We start from the raw sequence: 20038 nt of genomic DNA, 5'->3' as shown, positions 1-20038 counted from the left end.
GGCGCGTCCGAATTCCGTCACCGACCGGTGCGTCCGAGTGGCGGCGGTGCCGTGTCGCGGAGATCATGAGGCGATGACCGATGCGATCCGGCTGACCGACTACGCCCGCGGCGGCGGCTGCGCCTGCAAGATCCCGCCGGGGGAGCTGGAGGCGATGGTCGCCGGGCTCGGCGCCACCGGCGGCTCGACCGACCTGCTGGTCGGCCTGGAGAACGGCGACGACGCCGCGGTGGTCCGGCTGGACGAGCGGACCGGCCTGGTCAGCACCGCCGACTTCTTCACCCCGGTGGTCGACGACGCGTACGACTGGGGGCGGATCGCCGCGGCCAACGCGCTCTCCGACGTGTACGCGATGGGCGGCACCCCGCTCGTCGCGCTCAACCTGCTCTGCTGGCCGCGTGGCGTGCTCCCGCCGGAGCTGGCGCGCGAGGTGCTGCGTGGCGGCCTGGACGTGGCCCGGGAGGCGAACTGCCACCTGGCCGGCGGGCACAGCGTGGACGACGACGGCCCGAAGTACGGCCTGGCGGTCACCGGTGTGGTCCGGCCGGAGCAGCTGATCACGCTGGACGCGGGCCGGGCCGGCCTGCCGCTGTCGTTGACCAAGCCGCTCGGCGTCGGCGTGCTCAACACCCGGCACAAGCAGACCGGCGAACGGTTCGCTGAGGCGGTGGCGTCGATGGCCCGGCTGAACCGGGACGCGGCCCGGGCGGCGGTGGACGCCGGCATCCGCTGCGGCACCGACGTGACCGGCTTCGGCCTGCTCGGGCACGCCTCGAAGCTGGCCCGCGCCAGTCGGCTCACGGTGGCGATCGACATGGCGGCCGTGCCGTACCTGGCGGGCGCGCGGGAGGCGCTGCGGGACGGTTACGTCAGCGGCGGCACCCGGCGCAACCTGGACTGGGTCACCCCGTGGACCGATTTCGGCGCCGCCGGCGAGTCCGAGCGGCTGCTGCTGGCCGACGCGCAGACCTCCGGCGGCCTGCTGGTCGCGGGGGAGGTGCCGGGCGGCACGGTGATCGGCGAGCTGCTGCCGGCCTCGGACCACCTGGTCCGGCTCCGCTGAGCGTCGCCGCCTCGGCGCGGCAGGACGCGAACGCGGCACGATACCCGATAAACTGTCATCTTCCCGCTACTCAGGGCAACGTCGCCCGGGGAAATTTTGCCCGGAATGGTCACAGACCGGTAACTTGCCCCCGGCTGAGGTCAAATGCACCCCACCATCGATACAGAGGCCCGATCCGGAGGCCGGTGGAACGAGCGCAGCGAGGAGGCGGCATGACCGAGCTGTGGAACTGGAGAATCGACGGCGGTACGCCGGTGGAGGTCTACCCGGCGTTGGCCGAGGCACTCGGCCGGGTGGTGATGCCCCTGGCCGTCGCCGACCCGGTCCGGCTCCCCGCGTACGCGGTGGTCTGCGACGTGTGGGAGGCGCCCGGGGTGTACGGCACCGTGGTCGACTGTTACGGCGTGCCCGAGCGCCTGCCCGAGCTGCCCGCCCTCGCGGCGCTGGCCCGGGTGCTGGGCCGCAACTGCCTGATGCGCGACGACACGCTCGACGCCGGCCGGCACCTGCTCGTCGCCCCGGACGGCACGATTCGCCCGGTGCACTTCGACGTGGCCGACACCGACGACGGGGAGGTGCTCAGCCACCACCGGCTCTGCACGGTCGCCGACGCGCGCTGCCGGGGCTGGTCGCAGTGCCACCGCTCCCGCTGGGCCCCCGACTCGATTGCCCCGGCGCTCGCCGCCGCCTGAACCCGGCCGCTCGCCGCCGCGTGGACCGGCGGCGAGCGACACCCCCATCCGGGCTCAGCCCCGGGCCGCCGGCTGCTGGCCGCGGACCACGAGCTGGTCGAGCAGGGTGGCGGTCGCGGCGGCCACGGCGTCCACCGCGGCGTCGAACGCGGCCGCGTTGTGGGCCGCCGGGGTGCGGAAACCGGAGATCTTCCGGACGTACTGCAACGCGGCCGCCCGCACGTCCTCCTCGGTCACCACCGGGACGTACGGCTCACGCAGGGTCTTGATGCTCCGGCACACGGCTCCTCCTCGTTCGATCCGACCAGCTCCACCCGGATAGTCTGTCCGGGTCATGACTACCGCAGCCGCGGGCAGCCCGCGCACCTACCAGGTGCGCACGTACGGCTGCCAGATGAACGTGCACGACTCCGAGCGCATCTCCGGCCTCCTCGAGGATGCCGGCTACGTGCGTGCCGCCGAGGCCGACGAGCAGCCCGACGTGGTGGTGTTCAACACCTGCGCGGTCCGGGAGAACGCCGACAACCGGCTCTACGGCAACCTGGGTCATCTGCGCCCCGTGAAGGCGAAGCACCCCGGGATGCAGATCGCCGTCGGCGGCTGCCTGGCCCAGAAGGACCGCGGCGAGATCGTCCGCAGGGCGCCCTGGGTGGACGTGGTCTTCGGCACGCACAACATCGGCTCGCTGCCGGTGCTGTTGGACCGGGCCCGGCACAACACCACCGCCGAGGTGGAGATCCTGGAGTCGCTGGAGGTCTTCCCCTCCACGCTGCCGACCCGGCGCGAGTCGACGTACGCCGGGTGGGTCTCCATCTCCGTCGGCTGCAACAACACCTGCACGTTCTGCATCGTGCCCTCCCTGCGCGGCAAGGAGAAGGACCGCCGCCCCGGCGACGTGCTCTCCGAGGTGCGCGCGCTGGTCGACGAGGGCGTGCTGGAGGTGACCCTGCTCGGGCAGAACGTCAACTCCTACGGCGTCGAGTTCGGCGACCGGTACGCCTTCGGCAAGCTGCTGCGCGCCTGCGGCGACATCGACGGGCTGGAGCGGGTCCGGTTCACCAGCCCGCACCCGAAGGACTTCACCGACGACGTGATCGCCGCGATGGCCGAGACGCCGAACGTCTGCCACTCGCTGCACATGCCGTTGCAGTCCGGCTCCGACGACGTGCTGCGGGCCATGCGCCGCTCGTACCGGTCGGAGCGCTACCTGGGGATCATCGAGAAGGTCCGGGCGGCGATGCCGGACGCGGCGATCACCACCGACATCATCGTCGGCTTCCCCGGCGAGACCGAGGCCGACTTCGCGCGCACGCTCGACGTGGTCCGCGAGGCGCGGTTCTCCTCGGCGTTCACGTTCCAGTACTCCAAGCGCCCCGGCACCCCGGCCGCGACCATGGACGACCAACTGCCCAAGCAGGTCGTGCAGGAGCGGTACGAGCGGTTGATCGCCTGCGTCGAGGAGATCACCTGGGCGGAGAACAGGAAGCTGGTCGGGGAGACCGTCGAGGTGCTGGTCGCCGTCGGCGAGGGGCGCAAGGACGAGCGCACCGGCCGGATGTCCGGCCGGGCCCGCGACGGCCGGCTGGTGCACTTCGCCACCGGTGAGCTGGCCGGGCAGATCCGCCCCGGCGACATCGTGCACACCACCGTCACGTACGCGGCCCCGCACCACCTCAACGCCGACGGGGCGCCGCTGGCGCACCGGCGTACCCGGGCCGGCGACGCGGCCGAGGCGGGACGTGCCCCGCGTACGCCGGGGGTGCTGCTCGGGCTGCCGACGATCGGCGCGCCGGCCGCGGCGCCCGCCCCCACCGGCGGCTGCGCCGCAACCTGACCCCCGCCTGTGTAAGGAAGGGCCCCCTTTTAACACTTGGTGTTAAGAGGGGGCCCTTCCTCTACCTGAGGCGTTAAGAAGGGGCCCTTCCTTACACCCTCAGCAGGCGGTGCCGTTGAGCTTCACGGTGGCGGGGGTGGCGGCGGTGCCGTTGGCGGTGAAGCCGACGGTCACCGAGGCCCCCGGCGCCAGCGACGACGCCCACGCGGGCGCGGCGGCCGTGACCGTGGTGCCGGACTGCGTGACGGTCGCGTTCCAGCCGCTGGCGAGAGTCACCCCGGACGGCCAGGTCCAGGTGGCCGACCACGGGTTCACCGCGGCGGTGCCGGTGTTCTTCACGGTCAGCTCGCCCTGGAAGCCGCCCGCCCAGGCGTTGACCTGCTTGTAGCTGGCCGTGCAGCCACCGCTGGGCGCCGGCGTGGTCGGCGTCGGGGTGGGCGTGCCGGTGGGCGTCGGCGTGGGGGAGCCGGTGCCGGTCGGCGTCGGGGTCGGGTTGCCGCCCCCACCGGTCGGTGGGATCAGGTAGGGCTGGAGGATGTCCTGCTTCGGCTGGTTGATGGTGGTCCAGTCGTCGTTGGCGATGCCGCCGGTGTCACCCGAGTTCGGGTTCCACGACCAGTACGTGAACGACATGCCGTTCACGCCGGTGCCGGTGTACGCCATCAGGTTCTGCAGCCAGATCTTGTCCTTGGGGTCCTGGAGCGTGGTGCCGAACTCGCCCATCATGATCGGCGCGATGTTCTGCTTGTAGAGGTAGCCCCAGTACTTGTCCCAGATGGCCGGCATGTTCGCCGGGTAGGTCGGGTCGTCGAACCAGGCCTGGCGGTAGACCGAGGTGGCGTACTCGTGCGGCGAGTAGACCAGCCGGTTCGCCACGTTCAGCCGCACCGGGAACTGCCCGGCCTTGGACAGGTTGCCGCCCCACCAGCCGCAGTCCTCGTCGTTGCTGGGGTCGTTGTCCCAGACGTTCGACAGGCCGCCGCTGGGGCAGCTCACCCCCTCCACGAAGATCAGCCAGTTCGGCTGCACCCCGAGGATCGCGTTGCCGGCCCGCTCGGCGGCGAGCCGCCAGTCCCGGGCGGTGTCGCCGCAGCCCCAGCAGGCGCCGGTGGCGGCCGGGTTGGTCCCCTCGGCGTGCGGCTCGTTGTGCAGGTCCGCGCCGATCACCGTGGGGTTGTTCGCGTACCGCTGGGCCAGCGTCTTCCAGTCGTTGATCCAGGTCGCCTCGGAGACCGTCGAGGTGTACCAGAGCGGCGACTGCCCGGCCGAGGTCGGCCGGTGCCGGTCCAGGATGACCCGCATCCCCTTGCTGCCCGCGTAGTCGATGACCTTGTCCAGGATCTGCAACGGGGAGAGCCCGACCAGGTCCGGGTTGACGAAGTCGTTGATCCCGGTCGCCGTCGCACCGGGCTTGAGCGCGTCGTTCGAGTACGGGATGCGCAGCGTGTTGTAGCCCAGCCGGGCCATGGTGTCGAGCTGGGACCGCCACGGGTTGCTCGACCACAGGCCGTGGAAGGTCTTGTTGTCGGTCTCCATGCCGAACCAGTTGATACCGGTCAGCCGGACGGTCGTACCCGTACTGTCGACGATCTTGTTGCCGCTGGTGTGCAGGTAACCGGTGCCGGTGCCACCGGCCGCCGCGGCGGCCGGGGTGGTGGCGACGGCGGCGGCGACGAGAACGCCGGCCGCGGCGGTGGCGAGCGCCGTCAGGGCGCCGCCGAGGGCGGTGCGTCGGTGCATGGAAGCTCCACTTCGGATGCCCGCGCCGCGCAGGCGCCGCGGGCGGCAGGACCAGGAGGCACGTCCCGCTCGTCATCGAGTACGCGCGCAGCGCGCGCCGGGCCGTGTCGTGTGGACGGCCACCCGCGAGATGTCACACCGGCGATCGTCGACGGCGAGATCAGCCGTCGGTGCCCTCGTGCCGGTGCCTGAACCTGGCTCCGCCGCTCATTCTGATCAGCCCGCCTCGATGCGTCAACCCGGCCCGGACGCAGGTGAGCCCCCGGCCGACCCGGCCGGGGGCTCACCTGATGTGTCTGTCCGCCGGCCTGCCGGGCCGGGTGCTTGCGTCAGCCGGCCTGCTCGGCCAGCTGGAGGAACTGCCGCTTCGAGGCGAGCGCCTGCTCGGCCTCCTTGACCCGGCGGGCGTCGCCGGCGGCCTGGGCCCGGGCCAGCCGGTCCTCGGCCTCGGCGACCTGCGCGCGCATCTGGGCGAGCAGCGGGTTGTCCTCCTTGGAGGTACGCCGCCACGCCGAGTCCATGACCTCGCGGACCTTGTCGTCCACCGCCCGCAGCCGGCGCTCCAGCCCGGCGGCGGCCTCGCGGGGCACCCGGCCGGCCTCGTGCCACTGCGCCTGGATCTCCCGCAGCTTCGCCTGGGCGCCCTTCGGGTCACCGTCGACGTCGAGCGCCTCGGCCTCGGCCAGCAGCGCCTGCTTGCGCTCCAGGTTGGCGCGCTGCTCGTTGTCCCGCGCGGAGAAGACCTCGCTGCGCCGGGTGAAGAACTCGTCCTGCGCGGCCCGGAACCGCTCCCAGAGCTTCTGCTCGGCCTCCTTGGCGGCGCGCGGCGCGGCCTTCCACTGGGCCATCAGGTCCTTGAGCTGGCCGGCGGTGGCGCCCCAGTCGGTCGACTCCTTGAGCTTCTCGGCCTCGGCGACCAGCTCCTCCTTGACCGTCTGAGCCTGCTTGCGCTGCTGGTCGAGGGAGGCGAAGTGGGCGCCCCGGCGGCGGGTGAAGCCGTCCCGCGCCGCGGCGAACCGCTTCCACAGCTCACCGTCGGCCTTCTTGTCGACGCCGCGGATGGTCTTCCACTCGTCGAGGATCTCCTTGAGCCGGTCGCCGGCGGTCTTCCAGCCGGTCGACTCGGCGGCCAGCTTCTCGGCCTCCTCGACCAGGGCGGTCTTGCGCGCCAGGGCCTCGCCCCGGGCCGCCTCGCGAGCGGCCTTGGCCTCGCCGGCCTTCTCCTCGGCGACCGCGGCCAGCTTGTCTAGGCGGGCGGCCAGGGCGTCGATGTCCCCGACCACGTGCGCCTCGGCCAGCGACCCACGGATCCGCCGGATCGTGGTCAGCGAGTGGCCGGCGTCCGCCGCGCCCGAGTTGAGCCGGGCCTCGGTCAGGTCCACCTCGGTCACCAGGTCGGCGAAGCGGCGGGCGAAGTGGGCGAGCCCTTCCTCCGGGGCTCCCGCCTGCCAGGATCCGACCACCCGCTCGCCCTCGGCGGTCTTGACGTAGACGGTGCCGTCCTCGTCCACCCGTCCGAAGGCAGTCCAGTCGCTCATGTGCCCATCCTCGTTCTCCCGGCGTCGAGGGACCGGCCCCCGGTCGCCGCCACGGCGCAGCAAACTTTCTCCCGGCATTGTCACAGGTCCGCCCCCGTCCGTGTCGAGCGCCTGTCGTCGACCGTGACCATACGGTGTCGTACGCCCTCGATGACCGGATCGGCGCGGGGACGCACCGGGGGATCCCGATAGGTTTGGGGGCGTGCCCCTGGTCGCCGCCGCCGTCTGCCCCCACCCGCCGCTGATCGTGCCCGAGCTGGCCGGCGCCGCCGCGCCCGAGCTGGACGACCTGCGCGCCGCCGCCGACGCCGCGGTCGCCCGGCTGCTCGCCTCTGGAGCGCGCACCGTCGTGGTGGTCGGTGGTGGGAACCGGACCGCCGAGCTGTCCTACCCGTATCGCGGGAGCTTCGCGCCCTGGGGAGCGCCGTTGGAGGTGCGACTGGGACGGCACCCCGACGGGATCGTCGGCACCGACGGACTGCCGCTGAGCCTCCTCGTCGGTGCCTGGCTGCTGAACCGGGTGCGGCCGCAGGCCCCGACGACCTGGCGGATGATCTCCGTGTCGGCCGACGAGCCGGTCGAGCGGTGCGCCGCCGGTGGCGGCCGGCTGGGTTCCCGGGCGCAGCCGTGGGCGCTGCTGGCGATGGGGGACGGGTCGGCGTGCCACGGCGTCGGGGCGCCCGGCTACGACGACCCGCGCGCCGAGGCGTACGACGAGGGGGTCGCCTCGGCCCTGGCCTGCGCGGACGCCGACGCCCTGCTCGGCCTGGACCCGGGGCTGTCGGCGGAGCTGAGGGTCGCGGGGCGGGCGCCGTGGCAGGTGCTGGCCGGTGCGGCCCGGGCGGCGGGCGGCGACTGGCGCGGCGAGGTCAGCTACCAGGAGGCCCCGTACGGCGTTGCCTACTTCGTGGCGAACTGGGAGCGGTCATGACCGTGGTGGCGGTGGTGGGGCCGACCGCGGCCGGCAAGTCGGCGTTGAGCATCGCGTTGGCGCACGCGCTGGGCGGCGAGGTGGTCAACGCCGACTCGATGCAGCTCTACCGGGGGATGGACGTCGGCACCGCCAAGCTGACCCCGGCCGAGCGGGAGGGCGTGCCGCACCACCTGCTCGACATCTGGCCGGTGACCGAGCCGGCCAGCGTCGCGGAATACCAGAAGCTGGCCCGCGCGGCGGTCGACGACATCCTGGCCCGGGGGCGGGTGCCGCTGCTGGTGGGCGGCTCCGGGCTCTACGTGCGGGCGGTGCTGGAGCAGTTCGAGTTCCCCGGCACCGATCCGGCGCTGCGGGAACGGCTGGAGGCCGAGTTGGCCGAGCGCGGGCCGGCCCCGCTGCACGCCCGGCTGGCCGAGGCCGACCCGCAGGCCGCGGCCGGCATCCTGCCCACCAACGGCCGGCGGATCGTCCGGGCGCTGGAGGTGGTCGAGCTGACCGGCGCGCCGTTCACCGCGTCGCTGCCGGCGCCCACGCCCTACTACCCGTCGGTGCAGCTCGGGGTGGACCTGGACACCGCGCTCCTGGACGAGCGGATCGCGCTGCGGGTGGACCGGATGTGGGCCGACGGCCTGGTCGACGAGGTGCGCACGCTCGTCGACGCGGGGCTGCCCGGGGGGCGTACGGCCAGCCGGGCGCTCGGCTACCAGCAGGTGCTGCGCTTCCTGGCCGGCGAGCTGACCGAGACGCAGGCGTACGAGGAGACGATCCGGGCGACCCGCCGCTTCGTCCGCCGGCAACGTTCGTGGTTCCGGCGCGACCCGCGCGTCCACTGGCTGGACTCGGCCTCGCCCGCGTTTCTCGACACTGCCCTTCGGGTGGTCGCCGAGCATCGGCGATGATGGGACCGTGGAGTTCACCAAAGGCCACGGCACCGGCAACGACTTCGTCATCCTGCCCGACCCGGACGGCGCGCTCGACCTGACACCCGGTCTGGTCGCCGCGCTCTGCGACCGGCGGCGCGGGCTCGGCGGCGACGGCGTGCTGCGCGTGGTACGCGCCGCCAAGCACCCGGAGGGTGTCGCGCTGGCCGGCGAGGCCGAGTGGTTCATGGACTACTGGAACTCCGACGGCTCGTTCGCCGAGATGTGCGGCAACGGCGCCCGGGTGTTCGTGCGCTATCTGCTGGAGCGGTCGCTTGCCGTCGCCCCGTCGGGCGGGACGCTGCCGATCGCGACCCGCGCCGGTCTGGTGCGGGCCCGGGTCGAGGGCGCCGACGTGGCGGTCGAGATGCGCCGCCCCCGCCTGTACGACACCGCCACCGCCACCCTCGGCGGGTTGACCCTGCCCGGCGCGGCAGTGGACGTCGGCAACCCGCACCTGGTGTGCGCGCTGCCCGCCGCGCTGGACCTCACCGGCCTCGACCTGACCCGCGCGCCCGAGGTCGACGCCGCGGTCTTCCCGTCCGGGGTGAACGTCGAGTTCACCACGCCCGGTGAGCCGGTCGACGGCGCCGACGGGCACGTGCTGATGCGGGTCTACGAGCGAGGTTCGGCCGAGACGCTCTCCTGCGGCACCGGCGCCTGCGCGGTGGCGGCGGTGGCGCTGCGGGACGGCGACCGGGAGACCGGCACGGTGGCGGTGGACGTGCCGGGTGGCCGGCTCACCGTCACGGTCACCGCCGACTCGTGCTGGCTGGCCGGCCCAGCCGTTCTGGTCGCCACCGGCACGCTGGCCTCCGCAGCCCTGCTTCCCTGAGCTTCGACGCCCCGCTTCCCCGGACGCCCGCCGCCCTGCTTGCCGGCTCGGGGCTCGCCGGGCTCGCGGCGCGGGCTCGGGCTTGCCTGGCTCGAGGCTCGCCGGGCCGCGGCTTGCCGGGCCGCGGCTTGCCGGGCTCGCGGCGTGCCGGGCCCGCGGCTTGCCGGGCTCGCGGCTTGCCGGGCCCGCGGCTTGCCGGGCTCGGGCTCGCCGGGCCCGCGGCTTGCCTGGCCGTGGCGCTCCTGGACTCACCTTCCGGGCCTCGGGGAGCTGCCACCTTTCCTACCTGCCCCTCGGCCCGGCACGGCTCGTCCCGGGCGTCGCCGCTTCGGGCGCGGTGGTGACGTCGTGTAACGGCCGGCGGGGGAGGGATGACTGAGAAGCGATATACCGCCTGGTCATATTCATGACTCAGCGGTATATCGCTCCTCGGTCTTCACCTCTCTCGACCGCGACACGCCGGGTGGGGTGCGCCGGGCGAGGGCGAGGGCGAGGTGCGGGCCGACCCGCCGGGCAGGGGCAGGGTGCGGCCGACACGCCGGGTGGGGTGCGCCGGGCGGGGGCGGGGTGCGGACCGACCCGCCGGGCGGGGGCGGGGTGCGGCCGACACGCCCGGGCGGGGAGGGCGGAGCGGGTGCGGCGGGGGGCGGGGGCGACTCCGTCAGGGGGTGGCGCTGGCGTTGGCGGCGATCTCGGGGAGGTCGGCCGGACCGGGGTCGGCCGCCGGCGGCGGCGTCACGGCCGGGTTCTGCGCGGCGGCGCGTACCGCTGCGGCCACGGCCGGGGCGACCCGCGAGTCGAAGACGCTGGGCACGATCACGGTGGGGTTGATCTTGTCCTCGCCGACCACGTCGGCGATGGCCCGGGCGGCCGCGATCGCCATCTCCTCGGTGAACTCCTCGGCGTGCGCGTCGAGCATGCCGCGGAACACGCCGGGGAAGGCGAGCACGTTGTTGATCTGGTTCGGCTGGTCGGAGCGGCCGGTGGCGACCACGGCGGCGTGCTTGCGCGCCTCCCGCGGGTCGACCTCCGGGTCCGGGTTGGCCAGCGCGAACACGATCGCGTCCTTCGCCATCGCGGCGACGTCGTCGCCGGTGAGCAGGTTCGGCGCGCTCACCCCGATGAACACGTCCGCGCCGCGCACCGCCCCGGCCAGGTCGCCGGAGTAGTTCTCCTTGTTGGTGTTCTCGGCCAGCCACTGCCAGGCCGGGTTGAGGTCGGGCAGCCCGCGGTGCAGGGCGCCCTGCCGGTCGTACGCGATGATGTCGCCCACGCCCTGGCGCAGCAGCAGCTTCATGATCGCGGTGCCGGCCGCGCCGGCGCCGGAGACCACGACCCGCACGTCCGCGAGCTGCTTGCCCACGACGCGCAGCGCGTTGGTGAGCGCGGCCAGCACGCAGATCGCGGTGCCGTGCTGGTCGTCGTGGAAGACCGGGATGTCCAGGGCCTCGCGCAGCCGGGCCTCGATCTCGAAGCAGCGCGGCGCGGCGATGTCCTCCAGGTTGATCCCGCCGTACGCCGGCGCGATGGCCTTGACGATGGCCACGATCTCGTCGGTGTCCTGGGTGTCCAGCACCACCGGCCAGGCGTCCACCCCGCCGAAGCGCTTGAACAGCGCGGCCTTGCCCTCCATCACCGGCAGCGAGGCGGCCGGGCCGAGGTTGCCCAGGCCGAGCACCGCGGAGCCGTCGCTGACCACGGCGACCGTGTTGCGCTTGATGGTGAGCCGGCGGGCGTCGGCCGGGTTCTCCGCGATCGCCATGCAGACCCGGGCCACCCCAGGGGTGTACGCGCGGGACAGCTCGTCCCGGGTGCGCAGCGCGACCTTCGGGGTGACCTCGATCTTGCCGCCGAGGTGCAGCAGGAACGTGCGGTCGGAGACCTTGCGCACGTCCACCCCGTCGAGCGCGGTGAGCGCGTCGACGACCTGGTCGGCGTGGCCGGCGTCGGCGGTGTCGCAGGTGAGGTCGACGATCACGTTGGTCGGGTCGGAGTCGACCACGTCCAGCGCGGTGACGATGGCGCCGGCCTCGCCCGCCGCGGTGGTCAGGCGGCCGATGGAGGAGGCGTCGGCGGGCACCGCGATCCGGATGGTGATGGAGAATCCCGCACTCGGCAGTCGGGTGATGGCCACGAGAAAACACTCCTCCGTCGACGCTGAGCGGCTCGACTGGCATTTCTACCCGCCCGGCCAGGTCGGCCGGCATCCGGCCCCGCTACCGGTGGGTAGCGCCACGGGCATAACACGGGTGCGTCCCGCGTTGTCACATGTCAGGATTGCTGTCACGCGCCGAAAATTCTCGGCGATGCACATAACGGACAGGAGACGCAGTTTGCGCGAGCAGCAGGAGACCTTCCACCCCTACGAGGACGACGCGCTCGACGCCACCACCGGCGAGTACGAGCTGTCGGAGCGGCAGGCGCTGCGGCGGGTCCCCGGCCTCTCCACCGAGCTGACCGACATCACCGAGGTCGAATACCGCCAGCTGCGGCTGGAGCGGGTCGTCCTGGTGGGGGTCTGGACCGAGGGCACCCAGTCCGACGCCGACAACAGCCTCACCGAGCTGGCGGCGCTGGCCGAGACGGCCGGCTCGCAGGTGCTCGAGGGGCTGATCCAGCGCCGCAACCGACCCGACCCGGCGACCTACATCGGTCGGGGCAAGGTCGACGACCTGGGCGCGGTGGTGCTCGCCACCGGCGCCGACACGGTCATCTGCGACGGTGAGCTGTCCCCGTCGCAGCTTCGTAACCTCGAGCAGCGCACCAAGGTCAAGGTGGTCGACCGCACCGCCCTGATCCTCGACATCTTCGCCCAGCACGCCAAGAGCAAGGAGGGCAAGGCGCAGGTCGAGCTGGCCCAGCTCGAATACCTGCTGCCGCGCCTGCGTGGTTGGGGTGAGACGCTCTCCCGGCAGACCGGTGGTAGCGGTCGCGGCGGCGGCGCCGGCGGCGGCGTGGGCCTGCGTGGTCCCGGTGAGACCAAGCTGGAGACCGACCGGCGTCGGATCCGGCACCGCATCGCGCGGCTGCGCCGCGAGATCAAGAGCATGACCACCGTACGCCAGACCAAGCGCGCCCGGCGGTCCCGTAACGCGGTGCCGGCGGTGGCCATCGCCGGCTACACCAACGCCGGCAAGTCCAGCCTGCTCAACCGCCTCACCGGGGCGGGCGTGCTGGTGGAGAACGCGCTGTTCGCCACGCTGGACCCGACCACCCGCCGGGCGACCACCTCCGACGGGCGGCTCTACACGCTCTCCGACACGGTCGGGTTCGTCCGGCACCTGCCGCACCAGATCGTCGAGGCGTTCCGCTCGACGCTGGAGGAGGTCGGCGACGCCGACCTGGTGGTGCACGTGGTCGACGGCACCCACCCGGATCCGGAGGAGCAGGTCCGGGCGGTCCGCGAGGTGCTCGCCGAGGTGGGCGCCGACCGGCTGCCGGAACTGCTGGCGGTCAACAAGACCGACGCCACCGACGAGGAGACGATGCTGCGGCTCAAGCGGCTCTGGCCGGAGGCGGTGTTCGTCTCGGCGCACACCGGGCGCGGGGTCGACGAGCTGCGCGAGGCGATCGAGCGCCGCCTGCCCCGGCCGGCCGTCGAGGTCCGGGCGGTGCTCCCGTACGACCGGGGTGACCTGGTTGCCCGGGTGCACCGGCAGGGTGAGGTGCTGAGCACCGCGCACCTGCCCGAGGGCACGCTGCTGCACGTGCGGGTGGGGCAGGCGCTCGCCGCCGAGCTGGCCCCGTACCGCGCGGGGGACCGGCTCACCAGCGAGGAGCGGGTGGGCGCCGGGCGGTGAGCCGTCCGGCGTCACCCGCCCGAAACCCGGGTCGTGCGACACTGAGCGCCATGCGGCACGTTGTCTCCTCGGTCACGCTCGCGCTCGGCCTGGTCGGCGCGGTAGTGGCGCCGGCCGGGCCGGCCCCGGCGGCCCCCGCCGCGGCCCCGGTGCTGGCCGCGGCTCCCAAGAAGAAGTGCACGGTCACCGACGAGCGTCTGCGCGAGCTGTCCGGCCTGGTCGCCACCGCCAACGGCTACGTCGTCGTCAACGACGGCACCGAGGACGACAGTCGCAAGCGGGTCTTCTACCTCGACGCCAAGTGCAAGATCGACAAGGATCCGGTCCGCTACTCCGGCGACGGCCCCTTCGACACCGAGGACCTGGCCCTCGGGCCGGACCGCAAGACGCTCTGGATCGCCGACACCGGCGACAACGTCGAGAAGAAGACCCGGCGGGAGCGCGTCGCGGTCTGGACGATGCCGATCAGCGGCGCCAAGCAGCCGGTGCTGCACCGACTCAGCTACCCGGGCAAGGAGCCGCACGACGCCGAGGCGCTGCTCATCGGCGACGACAACCTGCCGCTGGTGATCACGAAGGAACTCTCCGGCAAGTCGGAGATCTTCACGCCGACGGTGAAACTGAAGGCGGGCCCCGACACCGAACCGATCCCGATGAAGAAGGTCGGCGAGGTCACGCTCCCCCGGACGAACACCGAGAACAAGCTCGGTTCGCCGGGGCGCGCGCTGGTCACCGGCGCGGCCCGGTCGCCGGACGGCGCCCGGGTGGTGCTGCGCACGTACGCCGACGCGTTCGAGTTCGACGTGACCGGCGGTGACATCGTCAAGGCGCTCACCTCCGGCAAGCCCCGGGTCACCCCGCTCGCCGACCCGTTCGGCGAGGCCATCTCCTACACCCCCGACGGGAAGTCGTTCGTCACCGTCTCCGACGGCGGGTCGCTGGACCCGTCCGACCCGATCGACATCCTCGGCTACACGCCGGCCACCACCGGCGTGGAGGCGCTGCCCAACGGCGGCAAGGTCGAGACCAAGGCGGCCGCCCAGAAGTCCTGGCTCGAAGGGCTCTCGCTCGACGAGATCACGTACCTGATCGCCGCGGTCGGGGTGCTCGGCGCGCTGCTGGTCGGCGCGGGTGTCTTCGGCATCCTGCGGGCGCGGCGCAAGCCGGCGCCCGCCGAGGCGGCCGACGAGCCCGAGCGCAGCGGCGAGTTCCCGGTGAACAACGGCTTCCCGTCCGGCAGCCGGCCCGACGCGCCGCCGCGCGGCGGCGTCTACGGCGGTGGCCAGGGCGGTGGCGTCTACGGCGGCGCCGCGAACGGCGAACGCCCACCGGCCGGCGGGGTCTACGGCGGTGGCCGGCCCCCGGGCGGCGGCGTCTACGGCGGGCAGCAGGGTGGCCGTCCGCAGGGCGGCGGGGTCTACGGCGGTGGCGGCCGGCCGGCCGGTGGCGCCAACGGGGCCCGGCCCGGCCCCGGCGGTGGGGTCTACGGCGGTGGCGGGCCCGGCGGCCCGGGTCAGGGCGGCGGCCGGGGCGGCTACGGCCCCGGGCCGGACAGCGCGGGGCGCCGCGGGCAGCCGCCGGGCGGTGGGGGTCGGCCGGGTGGCCGGGCCGAGCCGCCGCGTCGTGAGCCGGACCCGCGGGATCCGCGCGGCGGCCGTCGCGACGACCGGGGCGGCCAGTACGGGCCCGTCTCGGGCAGCCGGGACTACCGGGGCGACCGCTACTGAGACGACGGACGTGAGAGGAGGGGGTGACCGGTGCCGGTCGCCCCCTCCTCTCGTCGGCGCGTCAGATCCGGCGCAGCACCGCGACCACGCGGCCCATGATGGTGGCGTCGTCACCGGGGATCGGGTCGAACGCGGGGTTCTGCGGCATCAGCCAGACGTGGCCGTCCCGTCGCCGGTAGGTCTTCACCGTCGCCTCGCCGTCGAGCATGGCCGCCACGATGTCACCCACCTCGGCGTTGGGCTGCTGGCGGACGACCACCCAGTCGCCGTCGCAGATCGCCGCGTCGAGCATCGAGTCGCCCTTGACCTGGAGCATGAAGACCTCGCCCTCACCGACCAGCTCGCGGGGGAGGGGGAAGATGTCCTCCACCGCCTGCTCGGCGAGGATCGGCCCACCGGCGGCGATCCGGCCCAGCATCGGCACGTACGCCGGGGCGGGGCGCTGGGCGCGGGCGGCCTCGTCGTCGGCGTCGCTCGGCGCGCGGACGTCGACGGCGCGCGGCCGGTTCGGGTCGCGGCGCAGGAAGCCCTTCTTCTCCAGCTCCTTGAGCTGGTACGCGACGCTGGACGGGGAGACCAGGCCGACCGCCTCGCCGATCTCACGCACGCTCGGCGGGTAGCCGTGGCGCTCCACCCAGGTGCGGATGAACTCCAGGATCCGGCGCTGCCGGGCGGTCAGGTCGACCGTCGCCGGGTCGGGGAAGCTGCTGACCACCGGCGTCACCGGTCGCACCGCCGGCTGGGCGGCGCGGCTGCGAGCGGTGCGGGGGCGACGGGTCGCCGGCGGCCCCGCCCCGTCGATCGGCTGCGGGTTCTTCTGCCGGCTGGCCCGGTCCTCGGTCACGTCCGTCCTCCCTGGTCGGCGCTGGGTGCCTCGTCGGCTCGTGGTGCGTGTGGATCTGACCGTATAGGTGAGATCGGCCATTTTCAAACATCTGTACGACGTGGTGTCGGCGTGTCGCGTCGAAATCCTGGATTTCCGAACGGCTGTTCTGATAAATGGTACGTCGCACTCGAACGGATGTTCTATCCCGGCGGCCCGTGACCGGGGGCGGGTGCCCGCCGTTGGGCTCCTCGGCGAGGTCGCGGCGGACGTGATCCTGATGACGCGCCGAACACGCCGGCCAACTTGACCTCGCTAGTGGGACGACATACGGTCAACCCCTAGATGTAGTAGTCACATGGGCGTAAGTTGCCTACAGGTTGGGTTCAACTACCGAACGCACTCCCGCATCGCGCACCCGGCGACGGTCATCGACCGATGGCTCCGCCGTGTCGACGCGTGCCCGGGGGTCGGTGGGTGCGCCCGTGGTCGATGGAGGAGGTCGGGCGATGCGGTGTCCGTACTGCCGGCACGCCGACTCCCGGGTGGTCGACTCGCGGGAGGCCGACGACGGCCAGCTCATCCGGCGGCGGCGGTCCTGCCCGGAGTGCGGCAAGCGGTTCACCACCGTCGAGGAGGCGGTGCTCGCGGTGGTCAAGCGCAGCGGGGTGACCGAGCCGTTCAGCCGCACGAAGATCATCGGCGGGGTGCGCAAGGCGTGCCAGGGGCGGCCGGTCGACGACGACTCGATCGCGCTGCTGGCACAGAAGGTCGAGGAGACCGTCCGCGCCAGGGGGGCCGCCGAGATCCCCAGCCACGACGTGGGCCTTGCCATCCTCGGCCCGTTGCGTGACCTGGACGAGGTGGCCTACCTGCGGTTCGCCAGCGTCTACCGGTCCTTCGACTCGCTCGCCGACTTCGAGCGGGAGATCGAGACGCTGCGGTCCGCCGCGCGCGCCCGGGAGGGCGCCGGTGCCGGAGCGGCCGAGGCCGCCGGCGCGATCAGCTGACATTTTCGAGTTTCTGACAGGTTGTAGACGAGGCGCGGTGGGTGACCGTGCCGACGAGGGGGGCGAGGGCGTGACGACCAGCAAGTCACGGAACAAGGCCGGGGCGGGGCTGAAGATCGAGCGCGTCTGGACGACCGAGGGGGTGCATCCCTACGACGAGGTCGCCTGGGAGCGCCGCGACGTCGTGATGACGAACTGGCGGGACGGCTCGATCAACTTCGAGCAGCGTGGGGTGGAGTTCCCCGAGTCCTGGTCGGTCAACGCGGCCAACATCGTGACCACCAAGTACTTCCGGGGCGCGGTGGGGACTCCGGAGCGCGAGTGGTCGCTGCGGCAGCTCATCGACCGGGTGGTCGACACCTACCGCACCGCCGGCGAGGAGTACGGCTACTTCGCCGGCCCGGCCGACGCCGAGGTGTTCGCACACGAGCTGACCTGGATGCTGCTGCACCAGGTGTTCAGCTTCAACTCGCCGGTCTGGTTCAACGTCGGCACGCCGTCGCCGCAGCAGGTCAGCGCCTGCTTCATCCTGGCCGTCGACGACTCGATGGACTCCATCCTCGACTGGTACAAGGAGGAGGGGCGGATCTTCCAGGGCGGCTCGGGCGCCGGGGTCAACCTCTCCCGGATCCGGTCCTCGAAGGAGCTGCTCTCCTCCGGCGGCACCGCCTCCGGCCCGGTCAGCTTCATGCGCGGCGCGGACGCCTCCGCCGGCACCATCAAGTCCGGTGGCGCCACCCGGCGCGCGGCCAAGATGGTCATCCTCGACGTCGACCACCCGGACATCGAGGAGTTCGTGGCGACCAAGGCGCGCGAGGAGGACAAGATCCGCGCGCTGCGCGACGCCGGCTTCGACATGGACCTGGGCGGCGCGGACATCGTCAGCGTGCAGTACCAGAACGCCAACAACTCGGTCCGCGTCTCCGACGAGTTCATGACCGCGGTGGAGAACGGCGGCGGCTTCGACCTGCGCGGCCGGCTCGACGGGCAGACCATCGAGACGATCGACGCGAAGAAGCTGTTCCACACCATCTCCCAGGCCGCCTGGGAGTGCGCCGACCCGGGTCTGCAGTACGACGACACGATCAACGACTGGCACACCTGCCCGGAGACCGGGCGGATCACCGCGTCGAACCCGTGCTCGGAATACCTGCACCTGGACAACTCCTCGTGCAACCTGGCCTCGCTGAACCTGATGAAGTTCCTCCGCGCCGACGGCGGCTTCGAGGTGGAGAAGTTCGTCAAGTCGGTCGAGTTCGTCATCACCGCGATGGACATCTCGATCTGCTTCGCCGACTTCCCGACCGAGAAGATCGGTGAGACCACCCGCGCCTACCGGCAGCTCGGCATCGGGTACGCCAACCTGGGCGCCCTGCTGATGGCCTCCGGCCTGCCCTACGACTCGGAGCAGGGGCGGGAGGTGTCCGCGGCGATCACCTCGCTGATGACCGGCACCGCCTACCGCCGTTCCGCCGAGCTGGCCGGCATCGTCGGCGCGTACGACGGCTACGCCCGCAACGCCGAGCCGCACAAGCGGGTCATGCGCAAGCACGCCGCCGCCAACGACGCGATCAAGCCGACCGGCACCGTGGCCACCGCCCTGCAGCGCGAGGCGACCAAGCAGTGGACGCTGGGCAACAAGCTCGGTGACAAGTTCGGTTGGCGCAACTCGCAGGCCAGCGTGCTCGCCCCGACCGGCACCATCGGCCTGATGATGGACTGCGACACCACCGGCGTCGAGCCGGACCTGGCGCTGGTGAAGTTCAAGAAGCTGGTCGGCGGCGGCTCGATGCAGATCGTCAACCAGACCGTCCCGCGCGCCCTGCGCAGCCTCGGCTACCCCGAGGAGCAGGTCGAGGCGATCGTCGAGCACATCGCCGACCACGGGCACGTGGTGGACGCCCCCGGTCTGAAGCCGGAGCACTACCCGGTCTTCGACTGCGCCATGGGCGAGCGTTCGATCGCGCCGATGGGCCACGTGCGGATGATGGCGGCGGTCCAGCCGTTCATCTCCGGCGCCATCTCCAAGACGGTCAACATGCCGGAGCAGGCGACCGTCGAGGACGTCGAGAAGATCTACTTCGAGGGCTGGAAGCTCGGCCTGAAGGCGCTGGCGATCTACCGGGACAACTGCAAGGTGGGACAGCCGCTGTCGGTCGCCAAGCCGAACAAGGCCACCGCCGACACGCAGGCCCCGGCCGCCGAGGTCGAGAAGGTCGTGGAGAAGGTCGTCGAGTACCGCCCGGTGCGCAAGCGGCTGCCGAAGAAGCGCCCGTCGCAGACGGTCTCCTTCTCGGTCGGCGGCGCGGAGGGCTACCTCACCGCCTCGTCCTACCCGGACGACGGCCTCGGCGAGGTCTTCCTCAAGATGTCGAAGCAGGGCTCGACCCTGGCCGGTGTGATGGACGCCTTCTCGGTGGCCATCTCCATCGGTCTCCAGTACGGCGTTCCGCTGGAGACGTACGTCAGCAAGTTCACCAACATGCGCTTCGAGCCGGCCGGCATGACCGACGACCCGGACGTGCGGATGGCCGCCTCGGTGATGGACTACATCTTCCGTCGCCTGGCGCTGGACTTCCTGCCGTACGACCGCCGTGCGGAGCTGGGCATCTTCACCGCCAAGGAGCGGGCCGCCCAGCTCCGGGCCGAGGCGGAGGCGGAGGCGAGCGGTGCGGACCTCACCGCGATGGCCGCCTCCGCCCCGGTCGAGGCGCCCGAGCCGAAGACCGGCCCGGTCGCCCAGCCGGCGCAGGAGTTGGCCGACGCCGCGGCCGTCAAGCCCGCCCCGGCGGTGGGTTCCAGCACCGAGCTGCTGGAGGCCGTGATCGGCAAGGCCGCCGACGCGCCGCTCTGCTTCACCTGCGGCACGAAGATGCGGCCGGCCGGTAGCTGCTACGTCTGCGAGGGCTGCGGCTCCACCAGCGGTTGCAGCTGACGCTCCACCGTGGCGCGAGCGCGGCAGGGATCTCCCTGCCGCGCTCGCGGCGTCTCACGGTCCGCCCCGTGGTCCGGCCCATCGTCCGGCCCATCGTCCGCCGGTTCCCGGGACCGGCACGATGGCCCGGGGTTCGTCCGGCCGAGGCGGATGGTGACCCGTGGTCGCCTGTCGAGCTGATATCAGA

At 72.7% G+C, this 20038-nt stretch carries 15 protein-coding genes; 10 read left to right on the top strand and 5 right to left on the bottom strand.

Going from position 1 to position 20038, the window contains the following annotated elements:
• Positions 1-73 precede the first annotated feature (73 nt).
• Complete coding sequence (gene selD / locus GA0070622_RS25420) at positions 74-1063, top strand: selenide, water dikinase SelD (RefSeq protein WP_091579704.1); 990 nt, start codon at positions 74-76, stop codon at positions 1061-1063.
• Positions 1064-1275: 212 nt separating this feature from the next.
• Positions 1276-1755, top strand: a complete 480-nt coding sequence (locus GA0070622_RS25415) for a hypothetical protein (RefSeq protein ID WP_091579700.1) — start codon at positions 1276-1278, stop codon at positions 1753-1755.
• Between the two features lie 54 nt (positions 1756-1809).
• On the opposite strand, the gene GA0070622_RS25410 is transcribed toward GA0070622_RS25415, so the two are convergent.
• Complete coding sequence (locus GA0070622_RS25410) at positions 1810-2037, bottom strand: DUF2277 family protein (protein WP_091579696.1); 228 nt, start codon at positions 2035-2037, stop codon at positions 1810-1812.
• Between the two features lie 52 nt (positions 2038-2089).
• On the opposite strand from GA0070622_RS25410, the gene miaB reads away from it, so the two are divergent.
• Positions 2090-3589: a tRNA (N6-isopentenyl adenosine(37)-C2)-methylthiotransferase MiaB gene (miaB, locus tag GA0070622_RS25405; RefSeq protein WP_091579693.1), complete on the top strand. Its 1500-nt coding sequence runs from the start codon at positions 2090-2092 to the stop codon at positions 3587-3589.
• Positions 3590-3688: 99 nt separating this feature from the next.
• Here miaB and GA0070622_RS25400 read toward each other — a convergent pair whose 3' ends face one another.
• Positions 3689-5329, bottom strand: coding sequence for a cellulase family glycosylhydrolase (locus GA0070622_RS25400; RefSeq protein ID WP_091579689.1), 1641 nt, complete (start codon positions 5327-5329; stop codon positions 3689-3691).
• A gap of 329 nt (positions 5330-5658) precedes the next feature.
• A complete protein-coding gene (locus GA0070622_RS25395) occupies positions 5659-6867 on the bottom strand; it encodes a DUF349 domain-containing protein (protein ID WP_091579685.1) in 1209 nt (402 codons plus the stop codon).
• 202 nt (positions 6868-7069) lie between these two features.
• Between GA0070622_RS25395 and GA0070622_RS25390 the strand changes: the two genes are divergently transcribed.
• Genes GA0070622_RS25390 through dapF form a run of 3 tightly spaced genes read left to right on the top strand, consistent with a single transcriptional unit; the run spans position 7070 to position 9556 of the window.
• Complete coding sequence (locus GA0070622_RS25390) at positions 7070-7798, top strand: class III extradiol ring-cleavage dioxygenase family protein (protein ID WP_091579682.1); 729 nt, start codon at positions 7070-7072, stop codon at positions 7796-7798.
• The gene (miaA, locus tag GA0070622_RS25385; RefSeq protein ID WP_091579678.1) at positions 7795-8700 is read left to right on the top strand and encodes a tRNA (adenosine(37)-N6)-dimethylallyltransferase MiaA; all 906 of its coding nucleotides are present in this window, start codon (positions 7795-7797) and stop codon (positions 8698-8700) included. Before GA0070622_RS25390 ends, miaA begins: the two co-directional genes overlap by 4 nt.
• 7 nt (positions 8701-8707) lie before the next feature.
• On the top strand, positions 8708-9556 hold the full coding sequence (dapF, locus tag GA0070622_RS25380) for a diaminopimelate epimerase (RefSeq protein ID WP_091579674.1): 849 nt from the start codon (positions 8708-8710) through the stop codon (positions 9554-9556).
• 661 nt (positions 9557-10217) lie between these two features.
• On the opposite strand, the gene GA0070622_RS25375 is transcribed toward dapF, so the two are convergent.
• Positions 10218-11690, bottom strand: a complete 1473-nt coding sequence (locus tag GA0070622_RS25375; protein WP_091579670.1) for an NAD-dependent malic enzyme — start codon at positions 11688-11690, stop codon at positions 10218-10220.
• Between the two features lie 172 nt (positions 11691-11862).
• Here GA0070622_RS25375 and hflX point away from each other — a divergent pair, with 172 nt between their 5' ends.
• Complete coding sequence (hflX, locus tag GA0070622_RS25370; protein WP_091579667.1) at positions 11863-13356, top strand: GTPase HflX; 1494 nt, start codon at positions 11863-11865, stop codon at positions 13354-13356.
• Between the two features lie 50 nt (positions 13357-13406).
• A complete protein-coding gene (locus GA0070622_RS32695; RefSeq protein ID WP_091579664.1) occupies positions 13407-15083 on the top strand; it encodes a hypothetical protein in 1677 nt (558 codons plus the stop codon).
• A 61-nt stretch (positions 15084-15144) separates the two neighbouring features.
• Here the strand turns inward: GA0070622_RS32695 and lexA are convergent, their stop codons facing one another.
• Positions 15145-15927 (bottom strand): transcriptional repressor LexA, encoded by a 783-nt coding sequence (gene lexA / locus GA0070622_RS25360; RefSeq protein ID WP_091579660.1) that lies wholly within the window; start codon positions 15925-15927, stop codon positions 15145-15147.
• A gap of 488 nt (positions 15928-16415) precedes the next feature.
• Here lexA and nrdR point away from each other — a divergent pair, with 488 nt between their 5' ends.
• Complete coding sequence (gene nrdR / locus GA0070622_RS25355; RefSeq protein WP_091579656.1) at positions 16416-16916, top strand: transcriptional regulator NrdR; 501 nt, start codon at positions 16416-16418, stop codon at positions 16914-16916.
• Between the two features lie 37 nt (positions 16917-16953).
• Positions 16954-19851, top strand: coding sequence for a vitamin B12-dependent ribonucleotide reductase (locus GA0070622_RS25350; protein ID WP_091579652.1), 2898 nt, complete (start codon positions 16954-16956; stop codon positions 19849-19851).
• Positions 19852-20038 lie beyond the last annotated feature (187 nt).

The sequence above is a fragment of the Micromonospora sediminicola genome, assembly GCF_900089585.1.
Taxonomy (GTDB): Bacteria; Actinomycetota; Actinomycetes; order Mycobacteriales; family Micromonosporaceae; genus Micromonospora; species Micromonospora sediminicola.
This window is presented reverse-complemented; position numbering and strand designations above follow the sequence as displayed.

What these genes read in the sequence shown, in the direction of transcription:
- selD (WP_091579704.1), top strand. Translation starts at nt 74, where the DNA reads ATGACCGATGCGATCCGGCTGACCGACTACGCCCGCGGCGGCGGCTGC.
- hflX (WP_091579667.1), top strand. Translation starts at nt 11,863, where the DNA reads ATGCACATAACGGACAGGAGACGCAGTTTGCGCGAGCAGCAGGAGACC.
- miaB (WP_091579693.1), top strand. Translation starts at nt 2,090, where the DNA reads ATGACTACCGCAGCCGCGGGCAGCCCGCGCACCTACCAGGTGCGCACG.
- GA0070622_RS25395 (WP_091579685.1), bottom strand. Translation starts at nt 6,867, where the DNA reads ATGAGCGACTGGACTGCCTTCGGACGGGTGGACGAGGACGGCACCGTC.
- GA0070622_RS25400 (WP_091579689.1), bottom strand. Translation starts at nt 5,329, where the DNA reads ATGCACCGACGCACCGCCCTCGGCGGCGCCCTGACGGCGCTCGCCACC.
- GA0070622_RS32695 (WP_091579664.1), top strand. Translation starts at nt 13,407, where the DNA reads ATGCGGCACGTTGTCTCCTCGGTCACGCTCGCGCTCGGCCTGGTCGGC.
- miaA (WP_091579678.1), top strand. Translation starts at nt 7,795, where the DNA reads ATGACCGTGGTGGCGGTGGTGGGGCCGACCGCGGCCGGCAAGTCGGCG.
- GA0070622_RS25415 (WP_091579700.1), top strand. Translation starts at nt 1,276, where the DNA reads ATGACCGAGCTGTGGAACTGGAGAATCGACGGCGGTACGCCGGTGGAG.
- nrdR (WP_091579656.1), top strand. Translation starts at nt 16,416, where the DNA reads ATGCGGTGTCCGTACTGCCGGCACGCCGACTCCCGGGTGGTCGACTCG.